This window comes from Robiginitalea rubriflava (assembly GCF_052540725.1).
This window is the reverse complement of record NZ_CP199309.1, coordinates 404,207-422,287: the sequence shown is the minus strand read 5'-3', so window position 1 is coordinate 422,287 and position 18,081 is coordinate 404,207. Positions and strand designations below refer to the sequence as shown.

Annotated in this window: 18 protein-coding genes; 8 read left to right on the top strand and 10 right to left on the bottom strand. The window is 45.8% G+C overall.

All coding sequences use genetic code 11. The features are described 5' to 3' along the window. The first annotated feature begins 90 nt into the window (after window positions 1-90). Window positions 91-1,440, top strand: a complete 1,350-nt coding sequence (locus ACT6NU_RS01905; RefSeq protein ID WP_445382769.1) for an aspartyl protease family protein — start codon at window positions 91-93, stop codon at window positions 1,438-1,440. Window positions 1,441-1,487: 47 nt separating this feature from the next. On the opposite strand, the gene ACT6NU_RS01900 is transcribed toward ACT6NU_RS01905, so the two are convergent. Then, on the bottom strand, window positions 1,488-1,874 hold the full coding sequence (locus tag ACT6NU_RS01900; RefSeq protein ID WP_445382768.1) for a DUF1573 domain-containing protein: 387 nt from the start codon (window positions 1,872-1,874) through the stop codon (window positions 1,488-1,490). 196 nt (window positions 1,875-2,070) lie between these two features. On the opposite strand from ACT6NU_RS01900, the gene ACT6NU_RS01895 reads away from it, so the two are divergent. The 5 genes from ACT6NU_RS01895 to ACT6NU_RS01875 all read left to right on the top strand — a co-directional run bounded on the left by ACT6NU_RS01895 (window position 2,071) and on the right by ACT6NU_RS01875 (window position 9,007). Further along, complete coding sequence (locus ACT6NU_RS01895) at window positions 2,071-4,701, top strand: valine--tRNA ligase (RefSeq protein WP_445382767.1); 2,631 nt, start codon at window positions 2,071-2,073, stop codon at window positions 4,699-4,701. A gap of 29 nt (window positions 4,702-4,730) precedes the next feature. Then, complete coding sequence (locus tag ACT6NU_RS01890) at window positions 4,731-5,387, top strand: hypothetical protein (protein WP_445382766.1); 657 nt, start codon at window positions 4,731-4,733, stop codon at window positions 5,385-5,387. Window positions 5,388-5,710: 323 nt separating this feature from the next. Continuing rightward, entirely contained in the window at window positions 5,711-6,988 is a 1,278-nt protein-coding gene (locus ACT6NU_RS01885) for a sensor histidine kinase (RefSeq protein WP_445382765.1), read from the top strand. Then, window positions 6,975-7,673: a response regulator transcription factor gene (locus tag ACT6NU_RS01880; protein ID WP_445382764.1), complete on the top strand. Its 699-nt coding sequence runs from the start codon at window positions 6,975-6,977 to the stop codon at window positions 7,671-7,673. The genes ACT6NU_RS01885 and ACT6NU_RS01880 overlap by 14 nt, the downstream gene beginning before the upstream one ends. Window positions 7,674-7,738: 65 nt before the next feature. Beyond that, on the top strand, window positions 7,739-9,007 hold the full coding sequence (locus ACT6NU_RS01875) for a sterol desaturase family protein (protein WP_445382763.1): 1,269 nt from the start codon (window positions 7,739-7,741) through the stop codon (window positions 9,005-9,007). A 39-nt stretch (window positions 9,008-9,046) separates the two neighbouring features. On the opposite strand, the gene ACT6NU_RS01870 is transcribed toward ACT6NU_RS01875, so the two are convergent. From ACT6NU_RS01870 to rsfS, 6 genes are read right to left on the bottom strand one after another with little or no spacing between them, the layout of a single operon-like run. Continuing rightward, window positions 9,047-9,313, bottom strand: a complete 267-nt coding sequence (locus ACT6NU_RS01870; protein WP_445382762.1) for an acyl-CoA-binding protein — start codon at window positions 9,311-9,313, stop codon at window positions 9,047-9,049. Further along, on the bottom strand, window positions 9,303-9,971 hold the full coding sequence (locus tag ACT6NU_RS01865; RefSeq protein ID WP_445382761.1) for a phosphatidylserine decarboxylase family protein: 669 nt from the start codon (window positions 9,969-9,971) through the stop codon (window positions 9,303-9,305). The genes ACT6NU_RS01870 and ACT6NU_RS01865 overlap by 11 nt, the downstream gene beginning before the upstream one ends. Then, complete coding sequence (locus tag ACT6NU_RS01860; protein ID WP_445382760.1) at window positions 9,961-10,764, bottom strand: phosphatidate cytidylyltransferase; 804 nt, start codon at window positions 10,762-10,764, stop codon at window positions 9,961-9,963. Before ACT6NU_RS01860 ends, ACT6NU_RS01865 begins: the two co-directional genes overlap by 11 nt. 2 nt (window positions 10,765-10,766) lie before the next feature. Continuing rightward, window positions 10,767-11,378 carry an LUD domain-containing protein gene (locus ACT6NU_RS01855; protein WP_445382759.1) on the bottom strand — a complete coding sequence of 204 codons (612 nt, stop codon included), beginning with the start codon at window positions 11,376-11,378 and terminating at the stop codon, window positions 10,767-10,769. Window positions 11,379-11,424: 46 nt separating this feature from the next. Then, a complete protein-coding gene (gene ftsH / locus ACT6NU_RS01850) occupies window positions 11,425-13,428 on the bottom strand; it encodes an ATP-dependent zinc metalloprotease FtsH (RefSeq protein WP_445382758.1) in 2,004 nt (667 codons plus the stop codon). Window positions 13,429-13,432: 4 nt separating this feature from the next. Continuing rightward, complete coding sequence (rsfS, locus tag ACT6NU_RS01845) at window positions 13,433-13,807, bottom strand: ribosome silencing factor (protein WP_445382757.1); 375 nt, start codon at window positions 13,805-13,807, stop codon at window positions 13,433-13,435. Between the two features lie 88 nt (window positions 13,808-13,895). On the opposite strand from rsfS, the gene ACT6NU_RS01840 reads away from it, so the two are divergent. After that, window positions 13,896-14,630, top strand: a complete 735-nt coding sequence (locus ACT6NU_RS01840) for a biotin--[acetyl-CoA-carboxylase] ligase (RefSeq protein ID WP_445382756.1) — start codon at window positions 13,896-13,898, stop codon at window positions 14,628-14,630. 8 nt (window positions 14,631-14,638) lie between these two features. Here ACT6NU_RS01840 and ACT6NU_RS01835 read toward each other — a convergent pair whose 3' ends face one another. Further along, on the bottom strand, window positions 14,639-15,034 hold the full coding sequence (locus ACT6NU_RS01835) for an SRPBCC family protein (RefSeq protein WP_445382755.1): 396 nt from the start codon (window positions 15,032-15,034) through the stop codon (window positions 14,639-14,641). 1 nt (window position 15,035) lies between these two features. Next, complete coding sequence (pyrE, locus tag ACT6NU_RS01830) at window positions 15,036-15,677, bottom strand: orotate phosphoribosyltransferase (RefSeq protein ID WP_445382754.1); 642 nt, start codon at window positions 15,675-15,677, stop codon at window positions 15,036-15,038. A gap of 7 nt (window positions 15,678-15,684) precedes the next feature. Between pyrE and ACT6NU_RS01825 the strand changes: the two genes are divergently transcribed. Then, the gene (locus tag ACT6NU_RS01825; RefSeq protein ID WP_445382753.1) at window positions 15,685-16,281 is read left to right on the top strand and encodes an NUDIX hydrolase; all 597 of its coding nucleotides are present in this window, start codon (window positions 15,685-15,687) and stop codon (window positions 16,279-16,281) included. Between the two features lie 3 nt (window positions 16,282-16,284). On the opposite strand, the gene ACT6NU_RS01820 is transcribed toward ACT6NU_RS01825, so the two are convergent. After that, window positions 16,285-18,030: a M14 family metallopeptidase gene (locus tag ACT6NU_RS01820; RefSeq protein WP_445382752.1), complete on the bottom strand. Its 1,746-nt coding sequence runs from the start codon at window positions 18,028-18,030 to the stop codon at window positions 16,285-16,287. Between the last annotated feature and the right edge of the window lie 51 nt (window positions 18,031-18,081).

Below are 18,081 nucleotides of genomic sequence, written 5' to 3'. Positions count from 1 at the left end.
CGAACTCAGCCTGTCAGCGCCCCCAACAGAATGTTAAAAAAATAAAACCACCCCTGAAATTCCTTAACTTTAAAAGACAGGTGGTTAGTTATGAAGCGTTTAACGATTTTATTTTGCCTTTTAACCCTAGCGTTTTTCTGCTTCCCGGGAAATATATCGGGGCAGGATTACGTGCTTGCCAAGGCCCGGGAGCGAAGTAAAAAATTGCCATTTAAGCTCATTAATAACCTGATGATCGTACCGGTGGAAGTCAATGGGGTAGAGCTTAGTTTTATTCTGGATTCGGGAGTGAGCAAGCCTATTTTATTCAACTTATACGACCAGGACTCCATCGAACTCCGGGATGTAACCCAAATAAGCATTAAAGGTCTTGGGGAAGGGGAACCCATAGAAGCCCTGAGTTCCCTGGGGAATACCTTTAGAATAGGGAACCTTACCAACACAGATCAGCAGCTTTATGTAGTGATGGACAAGGATATGAATTTTTCATCCAGCCTTGGCGTTCCGATACATGGCATTATCGGGTATGATATTTTTAAGGATTACGTGGTGGAAATCAATTATAACCGCACTTTTATCAGATTCCACCATCCGGATTACTACCAGCCAGAAGCCAACAAAAATGCGGTCAGCCTGCCACTGGAGATCGAAAATTTTAAAGCCTATATCAAGGGAGGGGTAGTCTTACAGGGACAGGAGGAAATACCCGTAAAACTGCTGATGGATACAGGCAGCAGCGACGCCATATGGTTGTTCTCCAAAGAAGAGGAAGGCTTATGGGTACCGGAAAAGAATTACGAGGACTATCTCGGAAAGGGACTTAGTGGCAACATTTATGGGAAAAGGACACGTATAGAACAAATCAGGATCGGTGATTTTGTTTTAAAGGATGCCAAGGCCGCTTTCCCCGATATTGAATCATTCCAGGCCCTTTTGAATATAGGAGACCGGGATGGCAGCCTTGGAGGCGAAGTACTCAAGCGATTCAATATGGTAATTGATTATCCGGGCCAGCAGATCACCCTCTCCAGGAATGCACTGTTTAATGAACCTTTCCAGTTTAATCTGGCAGGTATTGAACTCGAACATGCCGGCGTACGCTATGTTGCAGAACGCATAACCAATGTGAGTGGAGTGGTTCGCAAAGATGACAGTGCTTTTGGTAATGTCCAGATTATGCTGGGGGATCAGACACGGGTAAGCCTGGTGCCGGAAATAGTAGTATCTGCAATCCGTGCAGGCAGCCCGGCTGAAGAAGTCGGATTGAGGGAGGGCGATGTAATTCTTGCTGTTGATGGAAAGCCCGTTCACAGGTACCAGCTTCAGGAGGTTATGGGCCTGATTAATTCCAAAAAAGGAAAGCGGGTAAGACTGCTGATTGAACGCTACAACAAGGATTTGATCTTTTCTTTTGTGGTAGACGACCTGTTTAAGGAATAAAAAAAATCCCCGCCGGCCTGGCAGGGATTTCATTCCTTTGATCTATATTATTTTCCGTCGATTTCCTTAACCGTCCCCTTGATCTTCAGGATCTTGGTAGGGGTATCTGCATTGGAAATAACTGTAATTGCTTTTCGGATCGGGCCCGGGCGATTGGTGTCGTATTTCACCTGAATCTCCCCGGTTTGCCCGGGTTGAATAGGCGCCTCCGGTTTCTTAGGAATGGTACAGCCACAGCTTGAACTTACTTTTGTAATTATCAGCGGCATATTGCCGGTGTTGGTAAATTCGAAAACACGTACACCATCGCTTCCCTTGGCGATTTCACCGTAGTCAACGGTTTCTGTTTTAAATTCAATTTTTGCCGTCTTTTCCTGAGCAGAAACGCTCCATGACAGTAGGCCAACAAACAACAGAACGACTATTTTTTTCATTGCTAAAGGTTTTGGGTGAATCTCAAATGTAACTAAAGCGCTAGGAACATCCAAAATTCTTTTGTTATCTACTAACGTTACTTATTTTTGTTTCGTATTACAACAGGGCATAAAAAATGGCTCCGGGCGCAATTTTCGCTTAAGGTCCCGTAATTATTTTTCAGCCAGCTAACAATTTCAAAAACCATACCAAAATATGGATATTCCATCCAAGTACGATCCCAAAAGGGTTGAAAGCCAATGGTATACTTATTGGACAGAACACGGGTACTTCCATTCAGTCCCGGACGAAAGGGAACCGTATACCATCGTCATCCCGCCACCCAATGTTACAGGGGTACTCCATATGGGTCATATGCTTAACAATACCATTCAGGATGTGCTTACCCGAAGGGCGCGGATGCTTGGAAAAAATGCCTGCTGGGTTCCCGGTACGGACCATGCCTCCATTGCCACAGAGGCCAAAGTAGTTGCAAAACTCCGGGAGGAGGGGGTTTCAAAGACAGAAATTGGCAGGGAAGCGTTTTTGGAACACGCCTGGGACTGGACCCATAAATATGGTGGGGTTATCCTCCAACAGCTCAAAAAACTGGGTTGCTCCTGTGACTGGGAGCGCACCAAATTCACTATGGATCCCGATATGGAAGCCTCCGTTATTCGGGTGTTTGTGGATTTGTTCGAAAAAGGGCTGATATACCGGGGTTATCGCATGGTTAACTGGGATCCCGTAGCCCAGACCACCCTTTCCGATGAAGAGGTTAATTATGAGGAAAAACAGGGTTTCCTGTACCACATCGCTTATTCCGTAGAGGGGTCGGACCAGCAATTAATTATCGCTACCACGCGTCCTGAAACCCTGCTGGGAGATACCGCTGTATGTGTGCACCCGGAAGACGAGAGATATACGGCCTTCCATCGAAAACAGGTACGGGTTCCGATTGCCAACCGCCTGGTGCCGGTTATTCCAGACGAATACGTAAGCAGGGAATTTGGTACGGGTTGTCTGAAAATAACCCCTGCCCATGACCAGAACGATTATGTTCTTGGGGAAAAGCACGGCCTGGAAATCATCGATATTTTCAATGCAGATGCAAGCCTGAACCAAAACGGTCTGCAATTTGAAGGAATGGACCGTTTCGAGGCCCGGAAGGCGGTAGTAAAGGAATTGGAGCAGCAGGGAATCTTACTTAAGAAGGAAGCCTATACCAATAGTGTCGGGACCTCGGAACGTACCCATGCCATTATAGAACCCCGCTTGTCAGACCAGTGGTTCCTTAAAATGGAAGCAATGGCCGAACCGGCAATCAAGGCTGTTTTGGAAAGCGGGGACATCAGGCTGGTACCCTCAAAATTTGAAAATACCTATCGGCACTGGATGGAAAATATAAGAGACTGGAATATTTCGCGGCAACTCTGGTGGGGACAGCGAATCCCGGCCTATTATTACGGCTCCGGGAAAGGCGATTTTGTGGTTGCGGAAACTGCCGAACAGGCCCTTGTAAAGGCACGGGAGCAATCCGGCAAGCCCGGGTTGAAGGCAGGCGACCTCAGACAGGACGAGGATGTGCTGGATACCTGGTTTTCTTCCTGGCTCTGGCCTATCAGCGTTTTTGGGGGCATTCTTGAGCCCGACAATCCGGAGGTTTCATATTACTATCCAACCAATGACCTGATCACGGCACCAGATATCCTGTTTTTCTGGGTGGCCCGTATGATTATGTCCGGATATGAATTAAGGGGAGAGAAACCCTTTGAAACGGTATACCTTACCGGACTGGTTCGCGACAAACAACGCCGCAAAATGTCCAAATCCCTGGGGAATTCGCCGGATGCCCTGGAATTGATAGAAAAATTCGGGGCAGATGGGGTACGGGCAGGCCTGCTGTTGAGCTCTGCAGCGGGTAATGATTTGTTATTTGACGAAGCGCTCTGCCAACAGGGCAAGAACTTTGCCAACAAGGTATGGAATGCTTTTAGGCTGGTTAAAGGCTGGGAGGTTGCTACCGATAATCAACCAGAGCACGCCAGGCTGGGGATCCACTGGTATCGCGCTAAATTCAATGCAACCCTGCAGGAAATAGAAGACCATTTCAGCAAATACAGGATATCGGATGCCCTTATGGCTACCTATAAACTGATTTGGGAAGACTTTTGTTCTTGGTTGCTGGAGATCGTGAAACCCGGTTATCAGCAACCCATTGATGCAGTTACGTACGCAGAAGTTATCAGTTTGTTTGAAGATAACCTCCGTATTCTGCATCCCTTTATGCCCTTTTTGTCGGAAGAAGTTTGGCAGCACATTGCGGAGCGCAATCCTGAATCGGCCCTGATTATTTCCTCCTGGCCGGAGGTGAAAGCATTTGACCCGGAACTTTTAAAGGAATTTGAATTCACGAAAGACGTGGTAGCAGGGGTTCGAACTATCCGTAAAGAGAAAAACATCCCATTCAAAGATACCCTTAATATGGACGTTCTGAAGGATACAAATATCGATAGTAAATGGGATCTGATCATTGCCAAACTCGGGAATGTTCAGGGCATTAACTATGTGGACAAGGGCACAGAAGGCGCCATTTCCTTTCGGGTACGCAGTAATGAATACTTTATCCCGCTGCAGGGAAGCCTGGATGTGGAGTCGGAAATTCAGAAATTAAAGGAAGAACTGGACTATACGCAGGGTTTTCTCGCTTCTGTCCGCAAAAAACTTGAAAACGAACGCTTTGTAAACAATGCCCCGGAGCAGGTGGTCGCCCTTGAACGTAAAAAAGCTGCTGATGCCGAGGCAAAAATTGATACCTTGCAAAAAAGCCTGACCAGTTTATTATAAAAGTATAATCTCAATTAGAAATATTTGTTATGAAAAAGTCCCCCTTACTTTTACTGGTTTATTTATTGACCCTGGTTTCCTGTTCCACAGATGGCATGAAAGATGAGGAAGACAGCCCGAGCCCGCTTCCCCCGGAAGCGGAACGCACCTTAATAGCGGATTCCAATTTCGAAACGGCCCTGGTGGAATTAAATCTGGACGATGAGGTGGATGGCTCGGTTCTGACCAGCAGAATCCAGATAGTTACTGACCTGGTTATGGAGGACAAAGGCATTCAGAACCTCAGCGGGATTGCAGATTTTACGGCCCTGGTCAACCTCAATGTCCGTGGCAATCAGCTCAGCCAGCTGAACCTGGCCTCTAATACCCGATTACTTTTTGTCTGGGCCGAAAACAATTCGCTAACCCAAATTACGATCGGAAATGATGCGATAGAAAAAATCGCCCTGTCCGGTAATCAGATCACCCAGATAGATGTAAGTGCTTATGACCGCCTGCAATTACTCACCCTTGCCGATAATGATGTAAACCGAATCAATGTTTCCGGTAGTCCGGACCTGAACACTTTTTCTGTAGAGGGGAATCCGCTCAGTTGTATACAGGTGAGTCAGGAGCAACTGGATGCCATTCCTGCACTATGGACAAAGGATGCGGAGGATGAGTACAGCCTGAACTGCGATATTTAAGCCAAAAGGCGAAAACCTTCACCCTTGCCATTTAACAGGCCCCCGGTAGTATCTTTGCAAATGGCATTGTTATCATGATTTGAGAAGGCTCAGGGAATACCTGAAATAAGCAAAAGTTAGCCCACGGGCTAACTTTTGCATCTTGAATTAACTAAACTTGTATTGGGGATAAACCTATATCTTTAACTTAGAGTGAAGGTAGCAACTTTATCCGTGCGTAAGGGTTATCACCTTATTAATTAATATTAATGAAAGGTTAATTCTGGTAAAGGTTTATTAATGCTGCATTATGCGCTGTTTATGGGTAGTTTAATTGCAACAAATTGAACAAACGGACTATTTATATCGTTTTGTTTGTGATATCCGTTGGTGGTCTGGCATTTGTTCAGTACCAATACCTGCGGATTGGCCTGAGTCTGGCTAAAACCCAATTTGACCAGAACATAGGCCTGGCGGCAAACGATATCAAAAGCGGTCTCTATACCCGTAACCAGCTTTCCTTTTTAGTGGGAAGTGCCATGCAGAAAGACAGTTCATACTTTACCTCCAGCATGGAAAATATCACGGAGGCTTCCCGTTTTTTTCTGGATGATTTTATCAGGGAAAAATTACTCGATCATAAAATTGAGGCAGATTTCAGTTATGCACTAGCCGGCCGGGATACCTCCTTTTACCTTAAATCTCCACGGGAAGAAGGTGCTGATGAAAAAGTCCTTAAATACCCAATTGAATTAGAGGGATATCTGCCCGATCTTATCGGGAAACGCGTTATCCTGCAGTTGCGCTTCAGAGACCTCACGACCTATTTCCTTTTGCAGCTAAACGGGTTGATTTTGCCCGGGCTTCTCTTTATGGCCGGTATCCTGATCACTGTATTCTGGGTTTTGCGCACCTACTACTGGCAACGCAACATCATCACCACCACCAACGATTTTATCAATAACCTCACCCATGAATTACGGACCCCTGTCTTTTCCATCAGTCTGGCCAATAAAATACTGAAGCAGAAATTATCCGGAGACCTGCTTTCCCTTACGGATATTATATCTGATCAAACCGATAAACTCTCAGGACATATAGACAAGGTTCTGGAATTAGGCAGTTTGGAAGAATCCGGAACGGTGATACCCAGTATTCCTTTCGATTTCAAGCCGGTCTTACAGCGGAGTTGCGAGGAATTCGAAAAGCTTTGTAATTTGGAGGGGGTACCTTTTAGTTATGAGTTAAATGGAGAAACCTACCCGGTAAAGGGTTCAGCCTTCCATTTGGAAAGCGCTGTCTTCAACATCCTGGATAATGCCAAAAAGTATTCAGATAAAGGGAAGATACAACTGCAGGCCACTCCCGGAGCGAAACATTTAAGCATTCAAATCACAGATGAGGGGACAGGGATGGCGGCAGATGAATTGGATAAAGTATTGAAGAAATATTATCGTATCGCCAGGGGCGACCGTCATGAGGTTACGGGATATGGATTGGGCCTGAGCTACGTAAAGAATATTATGGACCGGCACCGGGCTAAGATTAAACTTGCAAACAGGGAGCAGGGGGGAACCCTTGTGGAACTGAGATTACCGTTAAACCATTATGGAAAATCCTAAAAACATATTGATAGTTGAGGACGACCGCTCGCTGGGGTATTTGCTCAGGGAATACCTGGGTATGAAGGGTTTTGACGTAACCTGGATACAGAAACCGGTGGAAGCACTTCAGGTGATGCGGACCAGGGCCTTCAACCTCGTAATTCTGGATGTAATGATGCCCGGCATGGACGGCTTTAGTCTGGGAAGGGAAATAAACGCTGAATTTCCTGATTTACCTTTTATTTTCCTGACTGCCAAATCGCTAAAAGTGGATGTCCTCAAAGGATTCTCAGTAGGGGCAACAGACTATTTAAAAAAGCCAATAGATGAGGAGGAACTGGTTGTGAGGATAGAAGCCCTGCTTTCCCGTATCCAAAAGACAGAGAAGTCTGCGCAACCCCAATCCCTGCAGATAGGGGAATACTTCTTCGACATCGAAAAGCAAATGCTCAAAAGGAACGGGGCAGAAACCCGTCTCACCTCCAGGGAAAGTGAGTTATTAAAGTTTCTGGCCATGCGGGAAAACCGGCTTTGTCCGCATTCCGAAATTCTGAAGGCGCTATGGGGGCAGAATGACTATTTTAAGAAAAAAAGCCTGAATGTATTTATTACACATTTGCGCAAGTTCCTCAAAGCAGATCCATCCATCAGCATCGATAATATACACGGCCAGGGGTTTATCCTTAAAATCAGTAAAAGCTGATGCAGCAAAGACAATTTGATCCGGATGCTGCTGTTTTTATATCTTTGAATTGTTTACTGCTATAGATGGAAGCCTACGCCACAGCCCTGTTATACGCGATTCCTTTTTTTATCCTGCTGATGGGGATAGAAATGGCTTACGGTTTGCTTGTGAAAAATATAAAATACACTACCCTGGATACAGTTAGCAGTATCAGTTCAGGGCTCACCAATATTATTAAGGACTCTCTGGGGCTGGCACTTATTATAGTCAGCTATCCCTTTCTGCGGGATCACCTGGCGCTTACAAGTATTGAATCCAGCTGGCTGGTATGGGTGCTGGCCTTTGTCTTCATAGATTTTGCGGGCTATTGGAACCACCGGCTGAGCCATCATATCAATATATTCTGGAACCAGCATGTAATCCATCACAGCAGCGAAAGGTTTAATCTCGCATGTGCGCTGCGGCAGCCCATTTCAAATGTTATCGGCTACTTCCCCCTCTTGCTGATCCCTGCTGCACTGTTGGGAATCCCACAGGAGGTTATTGCCATTCTGGCCCCCATACATTTGTTCGCCCAGTTCTGGTACCATACCCAGCACATTGGCAGGATGGGGTGGTTGGAGTACGTTTTTGTGACTCCTTCCCAGCATCGTGTACACCATGCTATTAACCCAGAATACATCGATAAGAATTTGGGACAGGTTTTATGTATCTGGGACCGGATGTTCGGGACCTTTCAGGAAGAACTAAAGGAGATACCGCCCCAATACGGAGTACTGAAACCTGCAGCCACCTGGAATCCTATCCATATTAACTTTCAGCACCTTTGGGGCTTGATAACAGATGCCTGGCGTACTAACAGTTTTCGGGATAAACTTCGGATATGGTTTATGCCTACAGGCTGGCGCCCCGGTGATGTGGTCGGAAAATACCCCAGGAAAACCATTGTGGATGTTTATAATTTTGAACGTTACAATACCCCGGCTTCAAATGCTTTGAAGGGCTATGCCATTTTCCAGGTTGCCGCTCATCTATGCCAGATTTTGTATATGTTCTACAATTACGGGCAAATAGGATTTAATGGCTTGCTGTTTCTCGGTGCCTTTAATTTTGTCGGAATTTACGGCTACACCAGCCTGATGGATCGGAAAAATTACGCCATGTGGATTGAAGCCATCCGATCGCTTGCAGGAATTGCAATCATTCTCTGGACCGGTGACTGGTTTGGGATTGAAGGATATTGGGGTGGAGGAAGTGAATTGCTGCTCGGATATTTCATAATCTCCCTGCTTGCCGGAATATACTTCACTAAATACGATACGGCTTCCGGCAAGGCCTCTGTAGCCCTGTAAGATTACGGGTCTAAGTATAGCGAGGAAAGGGCGAAGCCTTCAGGGTAATTTTGGAACCTCCTTTTTAACCAGCTCCACATAAGCCCGCATAGCCTCCTCAGGTGAAATGTCCTGAGCCTGTATCAGCGCATTGGCTTTAAAGGCATTAATCAAAGGGGTTTTGCTTCCCGGGTTACTGAAGTTTTGATTGGCGATTTTATAGTAGGCGTATAATTTCAGCAAGAGATCTGCCGGAATGGGGCTGGTATAATTGTTTATTATGGCAACCGCTTTTTCAAACTCCGTATATAAATCGTCAGTCTTCATTTTTTACAGGGGAACTGGCCACGCAGGTTTTTGCCCCTTTTACTTTCTGATTCAATTTAACAGTGACCAGGCTGTTTAAAGGTAAGAACAAATCTACCCGCGAACCAAATTTGATAAACCCGGAATCTTCACCCTGCTGAACACTATCACCTTCTTCTGCGTAGTTTACAATCCTGCGCGCCATAGCCCCTGCGATCTGCCGATAGAGGATCTCACCGAACTTGGGGGTACGGATCACTACAGTTGTCCGCTCGTTTTCCTCACTGGATTTAGGGTGCCAGGCGACCAGGTACTTCCCCGGGTGGTATTTGGAAAAAGTGATGACCCCGCTGGCCGGGTAGCGCGTAACGTGTACATTAATTGGGGACATAAAGATAGATACCTGAATCCGTTTGTCCTTAAAATACTCCGACTCCTCCACCTCTTCAATTGCAACTACTTTCCCGTCTACCGGTGCCAGGATTTCATTGAAATTTTTTGGAGCAACCCGTTTGGGGTTTCGGAAGAATTGCAGGATCAGTATCAAAAATACCAAAGCCAGGATTTGAATCCCGATCTGCAACCAGCCAATTGCTACAAAACGGTCTGCGAGCAGGATTATGGCTGCAGCCAGAAAAAAACTGATTAAAATAATTCGTTGTCCCTCTTTATGAAACATAGCTAAAGATTAATAGCGTCAAATATGCAAATGGCGCGGCAAATACCAGGCTATCCAGGCGGTCCAGCATCCCGCCATGGCCCGGAAGGATCGCCCCGCTGTCTTTTATTCCGGCATCCCTTTTGAATTTGGATTCAATCAAATCCCCAAGGCTTCCCATACTTACTAATACCAGTGCCAGGGCCAGCCACTCTATAGTGGCCAGTACCGGCGTATACTTTCCAAGCAGCGCTGCGCTCAGGAGGGTAAAAACCAACCCGCCCAAAGTTCCTTCAATGGTTTTCTTCGGAGATACCGAAGGAAAAAGTTTGTGCCGCCCCAGCGTTTTACCGACCAGATAGGCAAAAGAATCGTTAACCCATATCATAATAAATATACCCATGATCAGATATTTGGCAAAGGTATCGTCTTTGTAGGGAATCATGGTTAAAAATATGCATCCACCTCCCAGATAGAATAGCCCAATCAGGAATTTCTGAAAAGAATTAAAGGGTTTTTTCTTGTTGGTAAACAGGTACGCTATCAAACTGATATTGACTGCAATGGTGAGGAAGAGCAGTAATTGGATCAGCGCCTGATTCCGCGTAAGATATATAAAAACCCACCAGAGGGTCAGATAGGCCAAAAATACGTAATACCCCCTTAGCCGCACCAGTTGCTTGTATTCGTACAGGCAGGCCAGGCCAAAAACCATGAATAAAAAGTCGAAGGCATCAGAGCTCAGGAAAATTGCAGAAAGCAGCAGAAGTACGTATAATGCACCGGTGAGCAGACGTCTGAGGACTTCTTTCATAATTACAGGTCCTCCAGTAATAAAAGGTAAAGATGTTTGGAGCTGCTGCCGTATGTTAAAAAGTCCTTTGAATTTTCTGTAGTCGGTTGAAAATGCTTCAAGGTGGTGATGTTGGCAGGTATTCGGTCTTTGTATTTCTTTTTAATGGTTTTTAATCCTTCCCCTATAGATTCTACCAGCTGGCTGGTAGTGGCAAAAACGATTATGTTTTCAGGGATCTCGTTTAATTTTTTTTCCAATAGCTGGTTTGAGCTCACCAGGATGGAACCGTTCTGGGCCACCAGGTGTTCGCAGGTAGTAAAGAACACCTCGCTCTTCCCGGTTTTGTCTGTAAAGCTGAGCCCTTCAGATCTAAAGCGATCCTCCAGGGCAGGATTCAGGCTGAAAAATGGCTGGCCTTTCCAGTCGTTTTCCTCTATGATATTCCGAAGGGCGGTCTGGACTTCTCCAAAAGAATCACAATAAATGAATTTCCCCCCGTTTTTTTTGAATTGTATGGTGAATTTCTCGTCAACCGGAATCCGCAGGTCGGGCATGTGAACACCCCGGGTTTGCACCGTTTCTTTTGAGGGCTTCTTTTTGCCCCCGCCGAAAAGAAAATCAAAAAACCCCATTGGATCTGTTAACTGTTATCGGCAAAATGGCGTCCGGGCCTTTTGCTCAATTTTTTTCTTCAACTGTTTTTTCTTCCTCACTAGAATCTTTGTCCGTTTCGGGAATGGACTTTTCCTGCCCCAGTTTGTCAAATTGCTTTTCAAAAGGCCTTTTTCCAAAAATCTTTTCCAGATCTTCTTTAAAAATAACCTCTTTCTCCAGCAACCTTTCTGCCAGTTCCGTCAATTTGTCCTTGTTCTTCCTGAGTACATCTACAGCTCTGGCATACTGCTCTTCAATTATCTTGGAGATTTCCTGATCGATAGTCAGGGCGGTCTCCTCACTGTAGGGTTTGGTAAAGCCGTACTCATTCTGCCCCGAAGAATCGTAATAGGTAATGTTCCCGATTTTGTCATTCAGGCCATATATGGTAACCATGGCGCGAGCCTGTTTGGTTACCTTCTCCAGATCACTAAGTGCTCCGGTGGAGATCTTATCAAAGATAACTTTTTCTGCGGCCCTTCCGCCAAGGGTGGCACACATTTCGTCCTTCATCTGTTCCGGCCGCACTAAAAGGCGCTCCTCCGGAAGGTACCAGGCAGCTCCAAGGGATTGTCCCCTGGGAACAATAGTCACCTTTACCAGTGGGGCGGCGTGCTCCAGCATCCAGCTTACGGTGGCATGCCCGGCCTCGTGGTAGGCAATGGTCTTCTTTTCCTCCGGAGTGATGATTTTATTTTTCTTTTCCAGACCGCCAACAATACGGTCTACCGCGTCCAGAAAGTCTTGTTTGCCCACGGCTTTCTTTTCCTTACGAGCTGCAATCAGGGCAGCCTCATTACAGACATTTGCTATATCTGCTCCGGAAAAACCGGGGGTTTGTCTTGCCAGGAAATCCAGATCCAGTGTTTCGGCCGTTTTAATAGGCCGCAGGTGTACTTCAAAGATTTCCTTTCTTTCGCGGATATCCGGGAGGTCTACATAGATCTGCCGGTCAAAACGACCCGCCCGCATCAGTGCTTTATCCAGCACATCTGCCCGGTTGGTAGCTGCCAGTACAATTACATTGGTGTTTGTGCCGAATCCGTCCATTTCGGTCAGCAACTGGTTCAGCGTATTTTCACGTTCGTCGTTGGATCCTGTAAAGTTGTTTTTCCCCCTGGCCCGGCCAATGGCATCAATTTCATCGATAAAGATGATAGAAGGAGACTTGTCTTTGGCCTGCTTAAAGAGGTCCCTTACCCGGGAAGCTCCAACCCCTACAAACATCTCCACGAAGTCCGAACCGGAAAGGGAGAAAAAGGGTACTTTTGCCTCTCCTGCAACCGCTTTGGCCAGGAGTGTTTTTCCCGTTCCGGGAGGTCCTACCAGCAATGCCCCTTTTGGGATTTTTCCACCAAGTGAGGTGTATTTGTCCGGATTTCTAAGGAACTCCACAATTTCCTCCACTTCTTCCTTGGCACCCTCCAGGCCCGCCACATCTTTAAAGGATGTGCGGGTGTCAGTCTTTTCGTCAAACAGCTTCGCCTTAGACTTGCCGATGTTGAAGATCTGACCGCCGGCGCCTCCGCCAGCACCTCCGGACATGCGCCGCATAAGGTAGATCCAGATACCAATAATCAGCACAAAAGGCAGAATAGTCATCAGCAATTCCAGGAAAACATTGGATTCTGTATCGTAGTCTACGACTGTATCCAGGTTGTTCTCCTGTTTGATTTTCTTTATGTCGTTCTCGAAATTCTGAAGGTCTCCGTAATCCAGGACGTACTGCGGCACGGATCCTGCAGTAATGGAAAAGGGCTGGTCTGCCACGTCCTTATGCACGTCTTTGGTAAGGGCTTCCTCTGTAAGGAAAACCTTGGCCTGCCGGGTGTTGGTGATGATCAGGATCTTGTTTATATCCCCGTTTCTCAGGAACTCCTGAAGTTCCGAGGTAGTGGTTTTATTCGTGGGGGAGAGGCTGTCACTTCCGAAGAACTGAAAACCGATCAGAAAAATAATGATCAGGCCGTAAATCCACCAGGAACTGAAGCGGGGCTTTTTTTGGGGTGTTTTATTTTCTTTTGCCATTTTTTTAATTGAAGTTGCTTTCGACCAGGGTTACTTTGGCGTCTCCCCAAAGGCCCTCTATGTCGTAATAATCACGTACATGCTTCTGAAAGACATGTACCACAACGTTTACATAATCCATTAGTACCCATTCGGCATTATCAGAACCTTCCACATGCCAGGGTTTGTCATTAATAGCTTTGCTAACAGTTTTTTGGATGGAATTTACGATCGCATTTACATGCGTGTTGGAGGTGCCATTGCAAATAATAAAATAATCGCAAACTGTGTTATCAATGGCTCGTAAATCGAGTAGGTTAATGTCTAATCCTTTTACTTCTTCTATTCCATTTAAGATTAAGGCAATTAATTCATCTGCACTTGCTTTCCTTTTCTGCATTCAAAAATATTAGTTTCTACAAAGTTATTATTTTTTTGTTTTTTTAGACACAGTTTTTAACATAAGCTTATTCATTGAACCGGCCTGCATGCATGTGATCAAACTTAGTGCCACGGATTCCACAAATGACTATTTAAAGAATCTTCAATCCGGAACAGCCCTGCCCGATTTTTCAGTGGTTATTGCAGAGCAACAAAGGGCCGGAAGGGGACAAAGGGGTAATATGTGGTTTTCGGAGAAGGGTAAAAACCTGACTTTTAGTATTTTAAAGAAGGATATACGCCTATCCGGGCAGCAGCATTTTTATCTCAATACATGGGTTTCCCTGGCCCTTTTGAAAGTCCTTGAAAAACTTGAAATCCCGCAACTTCGTGTAAAATGGCCCAACGACATTATGTCAGGTGCCCTCAAGATATGTGGGATACTGATAGAAAATGTATGGCAGGGTAGCCAAATAGACCATTCGGTAATCGGAATTGGGTTAAATGTAAATCAGCTGGCCTTTACAGGTCTGCCAGGTGCCGGATCAATGGCCCTGGCCACTGGGAAGCAATTCGATCTCAATGAGGTATTGATGCTGGTGCTGGAGCAATTGCGTAGCGATTTTAAAACTGGAGGGACTCAATTTTACACTATGGCACTGCGGGATTATGAACAAAACCTGTATTACCGGAATTTTCCTGCAAATTTCAAAACGGAGGATGGGAAAATATTTACCGGGAATATTAAGGGGGTGACAACAGATGGAAAACTACATGTAGAAGGCGAAGATGGAAAACAATATGCCTACGGGTTTAAGGAAGTACAATTGCTGCATCAATAAAAAATCCGCTAACCGATTTTACCGAGTTTATCGCTCAGGGTTCCCAGGAAATTAGTGATGGGTCCCTTTATCATCATAGCCATCATGGCATTAAAAGCCCCTTCAAAACTAAGTACCACCTCAGATTCCCCCGGAGAAATCTCGCGAATATCGGCTGTAAGGGTAAAAGGAAGTTTATCGCTTGCGGCTCCCAGGACTATTTTATCATAAGGGGTTGCCTCTTTTCTTTTTAGTTTTATTTCAGGCATTCCTTTCAGGGCAAACCGGAACTGATCTTCATCAATGAGTTCGAAAGTTTCAATGTTTTCCGGCATTAACTGTCGGAAATTACCGAGGTCGGTGAGAAACTCATAGACTTCCTTCTGAGATTTTTGTATTCTGCTGCTGGGAGATTCTAAATGCATATTATTGATTCCAATTTTCAGGATCCGAACGCCATTGGCGCAGGGTATCCAATTGATCTTCTTTAATGTAACCGGTTTCAGAGGCCAGGGCAATGAGGTGTTCATAGTCACTCAGGGTATGAACCTGCAGGTCGCGATCCTTAAAACTATCCTCTGCCACTGTAAAGCCGTAACTAAAAATAGCCAGCATCCCTTTTACCTGCAGTCCCGAATTTTCAAGGGCTTTTATGGCATTCAGGCTGCTCTTTCCTGTACTGATCAGGTCTTCAATCACTACTACTGTCTGCCCGGCCTCAGCCTGGCCCTCAATTTGATTTTGTCTTCCGTGGCTCTTGGGCTCGGGTCGCACATAGGCAAAGGGCAGACCCAGTTGCTCGGCAACCAGGATTCCTATGCCAATGGCCCCTGTGGCCACCCCCACTATTAAATCCGGTTTGCCGTACAGGGTTTCTACCTGCCGGGCAATTTGTTCGCGGATGTAATTGCGGATCATCGGATAGGAAAGCACTATTCTGTTATCGCAATATATTGGGGAATTCCAGCCAGAAGCCCAGGTAAATGGATTTTCTGGTTTTAATTTTATTGCATTAATTTGCAGCAATAGCTCTGCCGTTTTCTGAGCGGTGTCTTTGTCTAAAACCATGCTGTAAATGTATAAAGTTTTTGTGAATGAAAGACCACTGATCCTAACCGATAAATTATCGGACGCGGCAGATGGAGAATACTTCATGATGAATGGTGATGCAGTAAAGTCAGCAGTTGAAGCACTTTCCAAGAAAAAACTGAACCAGGCCTTTATATACCATCCGAACCTGGAGGAAATCCTCAATAAATTTACCAAGAAAATCCCCCTTGTAATAGCGGCAGGGGGGGTGGTAACCAATGATCAGGGTAAGGTGCTGTTTATTTACCGCAACAACAAATGGGATCTGCCCAAGGGAAAGATCAATAAGAAGGAAACCCTGGAGGAGTGCGCTATCCGGGAGGTTGAAGAGGAAACAGGAGTTAAAGGACTGAAGATAGAAAACTTCCTCCGAACGACCTATCACGTCTTCAAGCGGAATGGGAAATTCAAGCTGAAGGAAGTACATTGGTATGCGATGAAGACCAGCTATACTGGCAAACTAAAGGGGCAGAAGAGCGAAGGCATCGAACGCGTAAAATGGAAGGGCCCCAAAAAAATTAGAAAAGCCCTGAAAAATTCCTACATCAACATCCGAATCCTCTTCGAGGTACCGGAATCCTGAATCTTATTCAATCCTGTAAATCGGATACTGCAGATGCGCTTCTTCGTAATAGGGGCTGTTCTCGTAAATCCATTCGAGTTGCCTGTAGCCATTTTCATTGAAACCTGCATCCTCCAAACGCCTGGCTTCAAAGCGCTGCCGGAGCAGGCTGTCACTTTGTAGTAGTTCCAAAGCCACTTCTTCGAATACATAAGGCGAAAATCCTTCTTTGCGCTGCAGGATTGTATCGAAAAAATTCCAGTTGAAAAATGAATCCGCGGCCTGAGGCTCAAGGCATTCCATGAGGTAGCGGACCCCTTCTTGTTCTGTGCTGACCAGCAAGTCTCCGGCCTTCGCCAGCACGGCCAACTGGCTGGATCGAAGCTGTGTATCGTAGTGCGGATAATGTCCTTCGTATGCCCTGGTATATGTTTTATAGGAGTCTATATGATAAACCGTAACCTGCATACTACTGTCTTTTTCAAATTCAGTGTATTTTATTTTGTTCCAGTCAAGCCGTTCCCGAACCGCCTTCCAGGCTTTTGGAAGGAGGTAAGCTGAAGGGATGCGTACGGAATCGGTAGCCCGAAATTGATTGTAGTAGGGAACGCTCCTCTGGTAGGGCCTGTTGCGATCGTATTTGATTCGGTCCTGGCCACTTACCTCGCTTATTAAAGTATCCAGTTCAAACCCTTTGAAATCGAGTTCCCTGTAATCAGTGGAATCTACAGCCCATTTGGTAGGATAAAAACTTCCCGGAGCATAAGGAGCAAGCGACTTTTCCCGTATGTCCTGCAGGCTGTCTTTTTGCTCAGACAACAGCCCGATCAGGCTCTCGATTACGGAATAGGTCCCTTTAACCCGCTGCGCATAGGGTTTTAGCATATGGGTTTCCAGCATTAAGCCCGGGGTATTCCAGAGCGCTACATAGCCAGTAGAATACCTCGGATAATCCATGAATTGGGAAAAGCCCATTTCCGGGGAACGGTTGAACACATTTACATAAGGTGTGATATCCCAACCCTTTTCTTTCAGGTCGTTTTCCAGGCCTCTTAGTAAAACGTTTTCCTGAAAATCACCCAGCGCTCCTCCCAGTTTATTGTGCTGGCTGAAGAGGTGGGTAAGTGTATATGTATAATCTGCCCCGTTGCTTACATGAGTGTCCAGAAACAGATCGGGTTTGACCAGATGGAAAATTTCCGCAAATGTCCTGGCATTTCGGGTATCCATTTTAAGAAAGTCCCGGTTGAGGTCAAAATTCCGGGCATTCCCCCTGAATCCGTAAGATCCCGGGCCATTCTGGTTTGCCCGGCTATTGCTGTTCCGGTTCAGCGCTCCTCCCACGTTGTAAACAGGAATGGTAACCAGGATAATATCTTCGGGTACTTCCAGTGTACCGGCAGCCAGATCCCTGAAAATTTGCATACTGGCGTCTATACCGTCACTTTCTCCCGGATGTATACCGTTCAGGATAAACAAGATTCCCTTTTCCCTGCCCAACCGCTGAAAATTAAAATTCCCTTCGGCATTATAAGTAACCAGGTGCAGTGGTAAATCACTGTCCGTCTCTCCGATGGTCTGTATATTGATTTCGGGAAATTCCCTGGCAAGGGACATATAAAATTCCAGAGCTTCCCTGTAGGTGGCCGTTGTATTGCCATCTCCTTTCTCAAATGGAGTCGGGAACTCCGCTTTTTGTTCCTCCTCGGTTTTGTTGCAGCCAAGCAACAAAATGGAGCCTAACAAACCGATCAACAGTATTTTAGACATGTGGTAACTTCCTTCGCATTTCTGCGGCAAAGTTAGCGCAAAAAAAAAGAT